Here is a 12,143-nt window from a genome sequence, read left to right as displayed (position 1 = left end):
ATCGAATACAATAGTATTTATTAGAAAAAATTAACATTTTAATGTTGAAAAGGAGATTTTATGGGATCTAACGTTAAAAATATGAAATGGATTTCGGGTGGTTTTGAAGCATTACTCGGTATACCTGTTTTAGGTGGTTCGATCGTTATTGGCTTTGGTTATACGCCATTATTTATAGCTTTAATCCTCCATATCATTACGCTCGTTTTAGCGAAAAAAGCTGGTGTCTCTGCTAGTGGAAATATTTTTGGGATTGTTACTTCTTGTCTTGCATGGATTCCTATATTAGGTATGATTATGCATATTCTATCAGCCATCTTTATTTTAATTGGTGCGGCGACACAACGTTCAAAACAGACAGATTTTTAAGTTTATGTTTTTGAAAAGCACAAGACTAACTTTAGGTTAGTTTTTCATTATTTTTAAGAAAGAGTGGTAAAATTGGTCTTTTTCTTAATCAGTGGTTTTTTTATACTTCTTATTCTAGGAATTGTTTTAATTATAAAGGGTTTTTTAGTAAAAGGACTAATATTGATTAGTGCAAGTATCGTTTTTGGAATTATAATGATTATTTACTATGAGCGGAGAAGACAGAATAGGGGATTCGATTGGTGTGATTGCGGTGATTTTGGTTTTATACCAGATTGTGATCTCCCTGATTGTCATCATCACATGCCTGATTGCACACCAGATTGTGATTGTAGCCCAGATTGTCCAAGCTAACAGGGGGATTATATTTGATTTTAAATTGGATTCCATGTCATCGTAAGGAAGAAAGGTCATTTCATATAGGCTCTTATACTTTCCCACTTTGTGCAAGATGTACAGCCATACTTACGGGTTATTTGTTTCTTCCATTTGTATTTTTGATCTCATCATTTATATTTTGGTGGTATATTCCGATTTTAATGATTCCGTTATTAATTGATGGGTATACACAGAAATGGAAATGGAGAGAAAGTAATAATTTATTCCGTTTCATAACAGGATTCTTATTTGGAATTGCTCAAACAATATTGATTGTAAAGTCTGTTCTATTTTTGATAAAAATTCTTATGTAAATTCTATATCTGCTATTATGAATTTTTTCCTCTCTAGTTGGTTAAAGTAACATTTAGATTCTTTACTAAGGAGGATTAAAAAATGGAAGATACACATGAATTTGTCGAAAAATTACACGAAAAACAAAGAAAAGACCAAAAAAATAAAGAACATCAAGGTAATGGAACACCAAACGAAAAATTACCTACTAAACAGCATGGAACAAATAAATAAAATTTAAAAAAGCATGAAGCCGTGGCTATAGTCATGGCTTTTTTTAATATATTAAATATAATAAATAATTTGCGTTCATTTAAAATGCTATTTAAAAATAATAACGATGCTCAAATTATAAAATATAATTATTGTCATTAATAAATTAAATCAGCAAAATTAAATAAGAAAGAAGACACAATGTCTTCTTTCTTATATTTTAATATATCCTTTCAGTTACAGACTGTGGGCCTTTGTGTTAGTTTTCAAGATAAGGTTTGGCTGAGACATCATCGTATTACCGTTCACTTGAGACGCTGAACGCTTAGCCCTTGTCCAATTATGAACAAATTTCTGAGAATGTGGATCTAAATGATTTTTGGAGTTCATGTTTGATTCACCTCTTAGATATTTATAGGATATTTTAGATATTCAATTGAATATCGTAGTTAGTATTTGAAAATAAGTTGAAAAAGATACTATTTAAAAACATTAAATTAAATTTCGATTTAGTATTTTGAAACTTAGGGATTGTTTATTTAAGATACCATTGTTAATAGTAAAACAATAAATTTTAAAATAGTTAATTTTTTGAAGGATTTGTATATATTTTATTGAATTCTTTTAAGTTCAAAATAAACATTTTTGAATTGAAAGGATTTTAAAAATGGAAAAATTATTAAAAAATTTACTAAAACAATATCCATTATCAGTTAAATCAATTGAAATTATAAAAGACTTGAACACACAAAATTGGCATAACGATCAGCACTTTAAAATTTTAGTTAACAACTGTCCTTATTCAGCTAGATTTATTAGTACCCATCGCTCAAATAATGAATTTTTTGGTGAGCTTTCAGATGAAATAATTGAAGAGCAAATAAAATTCACAGAGTTTTTAGTCGAAAATAGAATTCCATTTATGCAGGTTGTTAAATCTAGAAAGAATGAACGTTTTTTGAGCGTTTTAATTGAAAATCAATCGTATCGTTTTATATTATTTAAATGGATAGATGGAGTACATATTACTAAATTTAATCATTTGATAATCGAAAAAGTTGGAATGATGGCTGCTAGCTTTCATGAGACTGCTGCTGGGTTTGAATGTAATTCTTTTCCTAAAAAATCACATTTAATTGCTTACGAAGGTTTTGTGAATAGGCTTATTAATGAATTAAATTCAAAAGATATTTTGAAAGAAAATAAATCATTACTAAGTGATTACTTAGAATTGTCTAAACTGCATATAAACAATGCACAAACAGAACAGTTTGAATTTATCATTCAGTCAGATTTGAATCCGCTAAATATTATTTGGGATAATGAGGATCTATCTATAAAAGGAATCGTTGATTTTGAATCGATTACTTATGTTGATCGAATTGAGGGGTTAGCTTGGTTAATTAAATGGTATTCAAAAACAAGCGAGAATACATCAATCTCCATGTCAAAGCAGTTAGTGGAAAAATTTATGAATAAATATTGTGACCATTTTCAGATTGGAACAGAGCATATTGAACGACTTTCTTCATTACTTTGGCTATCTGGTTGCATAAATTGGGGATTCTATCGAAAAACTTCAAATTTAATCAAAACAAATGAAAATAATTTAAAACCCCATTTAGATTATTATTTAAAAAGAGGGAAAGAATTAGAGGCGTTATTAATTTAAAGACATTGTTAATATACTTTATTCAAAGGGGAAACCGTGATGGATATTCAAAATGAGGTTTTACAATTTAAAATGGATATTGGCGTTAAAAAACCTGATAGTATTAAAAATAAAGAAGTTAAATGCCCATTCTGTGATCGAGAAAACTTAACTGATATTATTGATACATCTGGCTCAATCATTTATTTGAAAAATAAATTTCCAACATTAGAAGATACTTTTCAAACTGTTATTATTGAAAGCGATGATTGTGAAGGAGACCCTTCAAAATATTCTTTAACGCATCTGAGTGAATTATTAGCCTTTGCAATTGATAAATGTAATGAAATGGAATCGACAGGGGAATTCAAATCTGTTATTTTATATAAAAATCATGGCCCATTATCAGGGGGAACACTCAGCCATCCACATATGCAAATAGTTGGCTTAAAAAATATTGATTACAACAAAAAGGTAACAGATGTATATTTCGAGGGGATTACGATTTCGTCGGGTCATGGTTATGAATTAAACATATCTACTCATCCAATTATGGGATTTAGAGAATTCAATATTCTAATTGATGATCAGAAATTTATTCCAGAAATGGCCGTTTACTTACAAACGGTTACACATTATTTACTTAACCATTTTTATAAAGGACTTCAAAGCTATAATTTATTCTTTTATAAATGGAAGGGGAAAATTATTTGTAAAGTTATTCCAAGGTTTGTTGTATCTCCATTATTTATCGGCTATTCAATTACTCAAGTGTCAAATCAGTTAGAAGTACATAAAGATCAAATACTAAGCCTTTACAAAAAAGAACTAGAGGCAATTTCTTCAATATAAAAAAGAGCTTACAATTTGTAAGCTCTTTTTTATATTGTTGAGAGGTTTTTAGTAAAACCAAAAAGATTTTAACAGAAAACAATATAATCAAAAAACAATTTGTACAAAATAAAAGGAAATCGAATACATATTCCAAAATTTCAAAATTTCTATATTGAGTTAAATATTTCATAATTCGTTTTTTAATTCTCTAATTTGTTCAATATGACGTTTTTCATGTATACCAATAAAAGGGATCCACTGTTTTAAATTGATTTGTCCGAATAATGGATGTGGCATGCCTTTTTCTTCTAAATTTTGCCCTTTTGTTAGTTCAACAAAATGAATTAAAGATTTTCTAGATTGATTCAATTTTTCAGTCATTTCCACTTTAGTAATGAATTGATCAGTTGGTTCAAAATGAGGTGGAGAGGTTACTTTTTTAGTACGATCAGTTGCTAGATGTATTGGTTTATCTTGGATAACTTCACTTGGTGCTTCATTAAATGTACGAGTCATTAGCTTTACTAATTTAGATTCCATTAAGTATAAATGTTCAAGTACTTGCATAATAGACCATTTTTCTTTATTTACCTTCTTATTTAACTGTTCATCTGTTAATGAATCAATAACTTCCATGAGTTCTTCACGAATTTGGATATTCTCTTTCAAAAGATATTCCCCATTTCTAATTTAATAATTGTAAACCAAAACTCTTTTTACCAACTCTATGAATCTAAATGAGTTCAACTTATTTAGATAAATATTATGGGTAATCATAAGAAATACTATAAAAAAACAAATATAAATTCTTATTTTTAGTTTAATGTACGGTGTGAATTTTTACAAATTTGAATGGGTTTGAACGGTTTTGAATGGTTAAGATTGTTTTTGAATGTTTTTGGAAGAAAATGATTGATTTTTTATTTTTTGTGTCTTATACTTGGTTTTATGAAGGGGATGAATTTTATGTTAACTCCGGAAAGACAACAATTCATTATCGATATGATCAAAAGAATGGGTATTGTGAAATTAAGGGATATCGTAGAAGCTACAAATACTTCTGAGTCAACAATCCGTCGTGATTTAGTTGAGCTTGAGTCTCTTAATCTCTTAAAAAGAGTTCATGGTGGAGCAGCTTCAATCAATAGCAAAGCCACTGAATTAAGTATGACTGAAAAAACATCCAAAAACGTTCAAAGTAAAAAATTAATCGCTGGGCTTGCAGTAACTCAAATTAATGAAGGCGATTGTATATATTTAGATGCTGGTAGTACTACTTTCGAAATGATTCCTTTATTAAAGGGATTAGATGTAACAGTCGTTACGAATGGATTAATGCATGTTGAAGCACTTTTCGAAAATGAAGTGTCCGCATATCTTATAGGTGGAAAAATGAAAGGGCATACAAAAGCGTTGATTGGGAGTATGGCTTCAGAAAGTTTAAAGAATTATCGGTTTGATAAATGTTTTATTGGAGCGAATGGAATCCATCCTCAATTTGGCTATACTACGCCAGATCCTGAAGAGGCGTTTGTAAAGAAAACAGCAATCTCTATTTCAGAGAAAGTATTTATAATTGCTGATTATAGTAAATTTGGCGAAACAAGTTTTGCAAAGATTGGTGAAATTGAAGATGCGATTATTTTAACGGACGAAATAGATGATGTGCTAGCTAAACAATTTGAGGAAAAAACATCTTTGATAAAGGTAGTGAAATCATGATTTATACAGTAACACTTAATCCTTCAATCGATTACATCGTTGAAGTAGATGATATAGGGTTAGGAAAAATTAATCGAATGAAAAGGGAAAATAAATTTCCTGGCGGTAAAGGAATTAATGTTTCTAGGGTTTTAAAAAGATTAGATGTTGAAAGCATAGCACTTGGTTTTGTCGGAGGGTTTACTGGAGATTTTATTAAAAATGTCTTGGGTAATGAAAGAGTGTCATCTGACTTTGTTCAAGTGGAAGGCGATTCACGAATTAACATAAAATTAAAATCTCAATTAGAAACTGAAATAAACGGACAAGGCCCTGCTATTTCCGAAGAAAAACTAGATCAATTTTTTTATAAACTAAAACAAATTAAAAAAGGTGATTATGTTGTATTAGCTGGTAATATCCCTAATACATTACCTTCTGATTTATATGAACAATTGACGTTATGGGGACAAGAAAATGGGATTCATATCATTGTAGATGCAAGTGGTAAAGTACTTTTAGATGTAGTTAAACATCGCCCATTTTTTATCAAACCAAATCATCATGAATTAGGTGACTTATTTGATGTCAAAATTACATCAATTGAACAAGCAATCCCGTACGGTAAAAAGTTAGTTGAAATGGGTGCTCAAAATGTAGGAATATCGTTTGCAGGAGATGGAGCGATTCTAATAACTGAGAATTCTGTTTATGTTTCAAATGTTCCAAAGGGAGAAGTAATTAATTCAGTCGGTGCAGGTGATTCGCTTGTGGCTGGTTTTATTGGTACTTATGTAAAAACAAATAATATCGAAACTGCCTTTAAAGTAGGTGTAGCATCAGGTAGTGCTACCGCTTTTTCAGAGGATTTAACAAAAAGAGAGAAAATTGAAGAATTACTTAATCAAGTAAAGATTGTAAAGGATTAGGGGGGCGAATTATGAGAATCACAGAATTATTAAAAATAGATACAGTTCTCATTGATTTGAATTCATCATCAAAAATGTCAGTAATTGATGAATTAATACAAGTTTTAGATCATGCAGGGAAATTAAACGATAAACAACAATTTAAAGAAGCGATTTTAACACGTGAAGGTCAAAGTACAACAGGAATTGGAGAAGGTATTGCAATTCCACATGCTAAGACTGCAGCTGTTAAGACTCCTGCAATTGCATTTGGTCGATCAAAAGATGGGATTGATTATGAATCACTTGATGGTCAACCGGCTCATTTATTTTTTATGATTGCAGCTAGTGAGGGAGCAAATAATGCGCATTTAGAAACATTATCTAGATTATCTTCATTATTAATGGATGAAGAATTCCGTGCCTCTTTATTAAGTGCAAAAGATGCAAATGAAATTATTCAATTAATCGATCAAAAAGAAAAATCGTTAAATGATGAAAATGAAGAAACAGTGATAGCAGATTCTTCACGTCCACTAGTCCTTGCAGTAACTGCATGTCCAACAGGTATCGCTCATACTTATATGGCGGCAGATGCTTTAAAAGCAAAAGCAAGGGAATTAAATATTGATTTAAAAGTTGAAACAAATGGATCAACAGGGATAAAAAATGAATTAACAAAAGACGAGATTAGTAGAGCATCAGCTATTATCGTAGCAGCGGATAAACAAGTAGAAGTAAATCGTTTTGATGGAAAACATGTCATCCAAGTACCAGTAGCAGATGGAATTCGTAAGTCAAAAGAATTACTTGAAAGAGCCGTTAAACAAGAGGCACCAATTTTTCATGCTAATCATAATGGTGGCGGAAGTTCTTCAACTAATCAAGGATCTGGTATATACAAGCACTTAATGAACGGTGTTAGTAATATGTTACCTTTTGTAGTAGGTGGAGGAATTCTAATTGCGTTAGCATTTGCTTTTGGAGGAATTCATACAAAAGGTCCAGTAGCTGAATTACTAATGAAAATTGGTGGAACTGGTGCTTTTAGTTATTTAGTTCCGATATTAGCCGGTTTTATTGCAAGTTCGATTGCAGATCGACCTGGATTTGTACCCGGGGTAGTTGGTGGATTTTTAGCTTCAAGTGCTGGCGCGGGATTCTTAGGTGGTTTAATTGCCGGTTTCTTAGCTGGTTATGTTGTACTTGGATTAAAGAAAGTGTTTTCTAAGTTACCTAAATCATTAGAAGGTATTAAGCCGGTTCTCTTATATCCTGTATTTGGATTATTAATTACTGGTATTTTAATGGAAGTAGTCGTAAATCCTCCTGTAACTTATTTGAATTCAGCTTTAACACATTGGTTAAGTAGTTTAAGTGGTGGAAACGCTATATTATTAGGAATCATTCTTGGTGGAATGATGGCAGTAGATATGGGTGGACCTATAAATAAAGCTGCATTCACATTTGGTATAGCAGCAATTGCAGCAAATAATTTTGCACCACATGCAGCGGTAATGGCAGGTGGAATGGTCCCTCCATTAGGTATTGCATTAGCTACTACACTATTCAAGTCAAAGTTTACTGAAATGGAACGTAAATCAGGTATTACAAACTATGTTATGGGGATTTCTTTTATAACAGAAGGAGCGATACCATTTGCTGCTGCAGACCCAGTAAGGGTAATTGTAAGTTCTGTTGTAGGTTCTTCAATCGCAGGTGGACTTGCAATGGCATTTGGTATTACATTACCAGCACCGCATGGTGGAATATTTGTTATTCCGTTAGTAAATAAACCGATATTGTATTTACTAGCAATATTAATTGGCGCATTCATTACAGCGATCATGCTTGGAATTTGGAAAAAGAGAGTAAATGAATAATCAAGAACAATAAAAAGGCGACCTATTAGTCAACATTTTGACTTCTAGGTTCGCCTTTTTTTATTCGAATGTTAACATTTATACAAATACTGGAATTTCGCAATGAATAATAACCCTAATTTAACACAAAATAAATCTAATTTATTGTATGAGTTTGGAAATTAGGTGAAATGCATAATGCGTTCAAATAAACATACCCAAAGTAATCAGAATTCAAAAATTGAAATTAGTGGTGATTTGGATCGTAATGTAGAGTATGTAAAGAAATCATTAATAAATACGAGTGATTTAACGGTTAGACATTTAATGTTTCAAAATAAAAAGATTGTAGTTGTCTATATTAGTACAATTGTAGGTAGAGAAGCTCTTGAAGTCCAAATCATTCAACAAATTATTAATAATCCAAAAGATACGATTCCAAATACAGTATCAATTAATGATGTTAAAAGTTCGGATTCATTTGATGAATGTATTCTCAGTATTGTAAAAGGCTACACGCTCATTTTCACAGAATTTGAAAAAAATGTATTTATTTTAGAAACGACTTCATTTCAAAATAGATCAATTCAACAGCCTAGTAGTGAACAAACAATCAGGGGCTCCCACGACGGATTAGTAGAATGTATACTGACAAATATTAATCAAATAAGACGAAGAATCAGTAGTCCTAATCTTGTTGTTAAAACTTTATCATTAGGTGTAGAATCTGACACACGATTAGCAGTCTTATATATTGATACAATTGCAAATGAGGAGTTAGTTAAGGAAGTCCATAGAAGACTTTCATATATAAATGTTGATTATGTATATTCACCGGGTAATCTTGAGGAATTTATTGAAGATGACCCATATTCACCTTTTCCGCAAGTATTAACAACTGAGAGATCTGACCGAATAGCTGGTAATTTAATGGAAGGAAAGATTGCCATCCTAACAGATGGTAGCCCTTCAGCACTTGTTTTACCAATTACTTTTTTCACTTTTTATCAATCACCAGATGACTATAATAGCCGATGGATGGTCGCTTCATTTGCACGTATTTTAAGATTGGTTAGTTTTTTAATTTCTATATCATTGCCTGCTTTATATATTGCATTAGTTTCTTTTCACTTTGAAATTATTCCAATAGATTTAGTATTTAATGTAAAAAGTTCATTAGAAAACGTTCCATACCCACCGTTAATTGAAGCTCTAGGAATGCAAATAACGTTAGAATTGCTTAGAGAATCAGCAATACGGTTACCTAATCCAATTGCACAAACAATAGGTGTTGTAGGAGGTTTAGTTATTGGAACTGCTGTTGTACAGGCAAATTTAGTTTCAAATACGATGATTGTCGTTATTTCACTTACTGCAATTGCATCATTTGTTGTACCGGACAATGAAATGGGAACCTCTGTCCGATTGCTTGGATTTCCACTAATGTTTGCAGCATCGTTAATTGGATTAATAGGAATTGTTTTTGGACTCAGTTTTATCCTAATCCATCTATGTAAACTTGAATCGTTTGGGTCTCCATATTTTGCGCCATTTGCTCCATTTAGAAAATCAGACCTAAAAGATACAGTTGTTCGTGCGCCATCATGGAAAATGAAAAAACGACCGTTTGCACCTTTACCAAAGAATTTTAAACGAGAAAATAATTCTAGAGGATGGAAAAATGATGAAAAATGAAAAGATGCTTTCAATAACGCAATTCACATTCGTCATCATTCAAGCTCAAATTGGTGTGGGATTACTTTCACTACCTTATGTAGTCCATAAACATGCAGGGCACGACGGTTGGTTTTCAACATTAGTTGCTGGGGTAGGAGTGTTTTTACTTTTACTAATAATGTGGTTACTTGGTACGAGATTTCCAAAAGATACGATCTATGAATATACAACGAAAATAGTTGGTAAATATATTGGGACTGTAATTTCGTATCTTTATATTTTATTTTTCTTTATTGTTGCGATTTTTTGTGTGATTATCACCATTTCTGTACTTAAAAAATGGATTCTTACATTTACTCCACCTTTTGTATTAATCCTATTTATAGTTGGTACAGGGATTTATTTAGCAAAAGAAAATATGAAAGTAATCGCACGATTTTTTACTTTCGTTTGTATTTTAATTTTATTTTTGATTTTCTTTGAATTTTGTTCTTACAATAATGTAAATTACCGCTATTTATTTCCAATTGGACAGGCGGGTGTTAAAAACATCCTTCTTGGAGCACATGATGCACTAATCTCCATGATGGGATTTGAATTTATTTTAGTATTATTTCCGTATGTAAAAGGAAAGCCAAATAAAATATTAAAAGCTGGAACGATCGCAATTAGTTTTGTTAGCCTTTTATATACATTTTTTTTAATTACAAGTTATATGAGTTTTAGCAAAGTAGAAATTGAAATCATACCTGAGCCAATCTTATATTTACTAAAATCATTATCATATGAAGTGATTGAAAGATTAGACCTTGTCTTTCTATCTATTTGGGTTGTACCAATCTTAACTTCATTTGTGACCTACTTATATTTAACTAGTTTCGGAATCAGCAAACTCTTAAAGTTAAAAAGCCATAGTAAATCAACTATTTTTATAGGAATTGTCATCGCGATTATCTGTACTTTTTTACCAAATAGTGAAGAATTTATAATGAAATTTGGGACAATTCTTAATTTTACAAGTTATGTTTTTATCTTTGTATTACCTTTATTTTTATTAATTGTTTCGCTTATTAGAAAAAAGAAAGAACTCGGTAATTCATATGAAATATAAAATGGTATTGATCTCTTTAATTTGTATTTTGCCTTTAACTAGTTGTTGGGATCAAAGATTACTGAAGGAGTCTAAGCTAGTTTATAGTGCTGGATTTGATTTAGTTGAGGATAATAATATGCTAGTAACTGCAGTTATTAAAACAAATAGCCAAGGTGGAAGTGATCCTACACAAGTTAAAACAACAAATGTCATTATTACTGCTACCGGAAAAACAACAAGTGCTTCAAGAATAAAATTTACTCGAAAAGTAGCGGGAGATTATGCTACTAATAAAACAAGGGTTTTATTACTTGGAGATGAATTGTCTAAACAGGATATTTATCCTATATTCGATGTTATATATAGAGACCCAAGAAGTTCATTAGGGGCAAAAGTTATTATTACTAAGGGCCGAGCGGTAGATGTGTTAAAATTAAGCAAAGTAGAGGAAACCCTTGTAAGTGAAGAAATTTTAGATCTAATAACTAACGCAGAAAGCCATACGATGATTCCTATTGAAAATGTCCAAACGATTTGTACAATTATGTTCGACCCAGGTGAAGATATTTTTTTACCGCTAATTGAAAAAGATGATGATAATTTGATTGATATTTCTGGAGTAGCATTATTTAACAACCACAATTATACAGGGTATAATCTTTTAGGTGATGAACCTACTATGTTACTTTTATTTAAAGATCAAATGAAGAAGTATGCAAGATTTAATGTAGAAGTTAGTCCAAAAGAAAAAGATATTAGGGAACGGTATATAACGATTCAAGTGAAAAAAAATAAGCCAAAAATGGATATTAAAGTTTCTAAAGACAATAAAATAACCGTAAATTTAAATCTAAAACTGGACGTTGATACACTTGAGTACGCGCATGATGAATTAGCTTCCCAAAAAGAAATTGATAAGTTAAATAAAAAACTTTCGAAGCAATTAACAATAAAAGCTGAAAAAATCATTAAAACAGTCCGAGAATCAAATTGTGATGCTTTAGGAATAGGAAGACAGTTAATTTCATTTCATCCAGATGTGTGGAAAAAACTGGATTGGAACAAAGACTACGCTAAAATTACAATTAAACCAAAAGTTGAAGTAAATATTGTCGGAACAGGTATCTTAAAATAATAAAAAACCATCCACTTGAGGATGGTTT

Annotated in this window: 13 protein-coding genes; 11 read left to right on the top strand and 2 right to left on the bottom strand. The window is 30.9% G+C overall.

The features are described from left to right. Nucleotides 1-60 precede the first annotated feature (60 nt). The 3 genes from AB1282_RS19170 to AB1282_RS19160 all read left to right on the top strand — a co-directional run bounded on the left by AB1282_RS19170 (nucleotide 61) and on the right by AB1282_RS19160 (nucleotide 1,275). On the top strand, nucleotides 61-369 hold the full coding sequence (locus AB1282_RS19170; RefSeq protein ID WP_056466018.1) for a hypothetical protein: 309 nt from the start codon (nucleotides 61-63) through the stop codon (nucleotides 367-369). Between the two features lie 368 nt (nucleotides 370-737). Then, entirely contained in the window at nucleotides 738-1,061 is a 324-nt protein-coding gene (locus AB1282_RS19165; protein WP_390312235.1) for a DUF2085 domain-containing protein, read from the top strand. 82 nt (nucleotides 1,062-1,143) lie between these two features. After that, on the top strand, nucleotides 1,144-1,275 hold the full coding sequence (locus AB1282_RS19160) for a DUF4023 domain-containing protein (RefSeq protein ID WP_056466015.1): 132 nt from the start codon (nucleotides 1,144-1,146) through the stop codon (nucleotides 1,273-1,275). A 216-nt stretch (nucleotides 1,276-1,491) separates the two neighbouring features. Here AB1282_RS19160 and AB1282_RS19155 read toward each other — a convergent pair whose 3' ends face one another. Continuing rightward, entirely contained in the window at nucleotides 1,492-1,644 is a 153-nt protein-coding gene (locus AB1282_RS19155; RefSeq protein WP_082459321.1) for a YpzG family protein, read from the bottom strand. Nucleotides 1,645-1,921: 277 nt separating this feature from the next. Between AB1282_RS19155 and AB1282_RS19150 the strand changes: the two genes are divergently transcribed. Both AB1282_RS19150 and AB1282_RS19145 read left to right on the top strand, forming a co-directional pair. After that, nucleotides 1,922-2,926 (top strand): phosphotransferase, encoded by a 1,005-nt coding sequence (locus AB1282_RS19150; protein ID WP_429899908.1) that lies wholly within the window; start codon nucleotides 1,922-1,924, stop codon nucleotides 2,924-2,926. Nucleotides 2,927-2,965: 39 nt separating this feature from the next. Then, nucleotides 2,966-3,757, top strand: a complete 792-nt coding sequence (locus tag AB1282_RS19145) for a DUF4931 domain-containing protein (protein ID WP_429899906.1) — start codon at nucleotides 2,966-2,968, stop codon at nucleotides 3,755-3,757. Nucleotides 3,758-3,925: 168 nt separating this feature from the next. Here the strand turns inward: AB1282_RS19145 and AB1282_RS19140 are convergent, their stop codons facing one another. Beyond that, nucleotides 3,926-4,408 carry a DinB family protein gene (locus tag AB1282_RS19140; protein ID WP_390312236.1) on the bottom strand — a complete coding sequence of 161 codons (483 nt, stop codon included), beginning with the start codon at nucleotides 4,406-4,408 and terminating at the stop codon, nucleotides 3,926-3,928. A gap of 297 nt (nucleotides 4,409-4,705) precedes the next feature. Here AB1282_RS19140 and AB1282_RS19135 point away from each other — a divergent pair, with 297 nt between their 5' ends. The 6 genes from AB1282_RS19135 to AB1282_RS19110 all read left to right on the top strand — a co-directional run bounded on the left by AB1282_RS19135 (nucleotide 4,706) and on the right by AB1282_RS19110 (nucleotide 12,115). After that, nucleotides 4,706-5,461 (top strand): DeoR/GlpR family DNA-binding transcription regulator, encoded by a 756-nt coding sequence (locus AB1282_RS19135; protein ID WP_335412706.1) that lies wholly within the window; start codon nucleotides 4,706-4,708, stop codon nucleotides 5,459-5,461. Next, entirely contained in the window at nucleotides 5,458-6,369 is a 912-nt protein-coding gene (gene pfkB, locus AB1282_RS19130; protein WP_056466005.1) for a 1-phosphofructokinase, read from the top strand. Before AB1282_RS19135 ends, pfkB begins: the two co-directional genes overlap by 4 nt. Before the next feature lie 11 nt (nucleotides 6,370-6,380). Beyond that, nucleotides 6,381-8,231 (top strand): PTS fructose transporter subunit IIABC, encoded by a 1,851-nt coding sequence (locus AB1282_RS19125; RefSeq protein WP_390312237.1) that lies wholly within the window; start codon nucleotides 6,381-6,383, stop codon nucleotides 8,229-8,231. A 177-nt stretch (nucleotides 8,232-8,408) separates the two neighbouring features. After that, nucleotides 8,409-9,905: a spore germination protein gene (locus AB1282_RS19120; RefSeq protein ID WP_082459320.1), complete on the top strand. Its 1,497-nt coding sequence runs from the start codon at nucleotides 8,409-8,411 to the stop codon at nucleotides 9,903-9,905. Then, the gene (locus AB1282_RS19115; protein ID WP_056465995.1) at nucleotides 9,895-10,998 is read left to right on the top strand and encodes a GerAB/ArcD/ProY family transporter; all 1,104 of its coding nucleotides are present in this window, start codon (nucleotides 9,895-9,897) and stop codon (nucleotides 10,996-10,998) included. The genes AB1282_RS19120 and AB1282_RS19115 overlap by 11 nt, the downstream gene beginning before the upstream one ends. After that, entirely contained in the window at nucleotides 10,988-12,115 is a 1,128-nt protein-coding gene (locus AB1282_RS19110) for a Ger(x)C family spore germination protein (protein WP_429899903.1), read from the top strand. Before AB1282_RS19115 ends, AB1282_RS19110 begins: the two co-directional genes overlap by 11 nt. Nucleotides 12,116-12,143: the final 28 nt, after the last annotated feature.

The sequence above is a fragment of the Gottfriedia sp. S16(2024) genome, assembly GCF_050473765.1.
Classification (GTDB): Bacteria; Bacillota; Bacilli; order Bacillales; family Bacillaceae_G; genus Gottfriedia.
Note: the sequence above shows the minus strand (reverse complement) of the source record. Positions and strands in the feature narration are given on the sequence as shown.

Bases quoted from the DNA above. Each gene is read 5' to 3' on its own strand.
- AB1282_RS19135 (WP_335412706.1), top strand. From the start codon at position 4,706: ATGTTAACTCCGGAAAGACAACAATTCATTATCGATATGATCAAAAGA.
- AB1282_RS19125 (WP_390312237.1), top strand. From the start codon at position 6,381: ATGAGAATCACAGAATTATTAAAAATAGATACAGTTCTCATTGATTTG.
- AB1282_RS19115 (WP_056465995.1), top strand. From the start codon at position 9,895: ATGAAAAATGAAAAGATGCTTTCAATAACGCAATTCACATTCGTCATC.
- AB1282_RS19120 (WP_082459320.1), top strand. From the start codon at position 8,409: ATGCGTTCAAATAAACATACCCAAAGTAATCAGAATTCAAAAATTGAA.
- AB1282_RS19110 (WP_429899903.1), top strand. From the start codon at position 10,988: ATGAAATATAAAATGGTATTGATCTCTTTAATTTGTATTTTGCCTTTA.
- AB1282_RS19145 (WP_429899906.1), top strand. From the start codon at position 2,966: ATGGATATTCAAAATGAGGTTTTACAATTTAAAATGGATATTGGCGTT.
- pfkB (WP_056466005.1), top strand. From the start codon at position 5,458: ATGATTTATACAGTAACACTTAATCCTTCAATCGATTACATCGTTGAA.
- AB1282_RS19150 (WP_429899908.1), top strand. From the start codon at position 1,922: ATGGAAAAATTATTAAAAAATTTACTAAAACAATATCCATTATCAGTT.
- AB1282_RS19170 (WP_056466018.1), top strand. From the start codon at position 61: ATGGGATCTAACGTTAAAAATATGAAATGGATTTCGGGTGGTTTTGAA.
- AB1282_RS19155 (WP_082459321.1), bottom strand. From the start codon at position 1,644: ATGAACTCCAAAAATCATTTAGATCCACATTCTCAGAAATTTGTTCAT.
- AB1282_RS19160 (WP_056466015.1), top strand. From the start codon at position 1,144: ATGGAAGATACACATGAATTTGTCGAAAAATTACACGAAAAACAAAGA.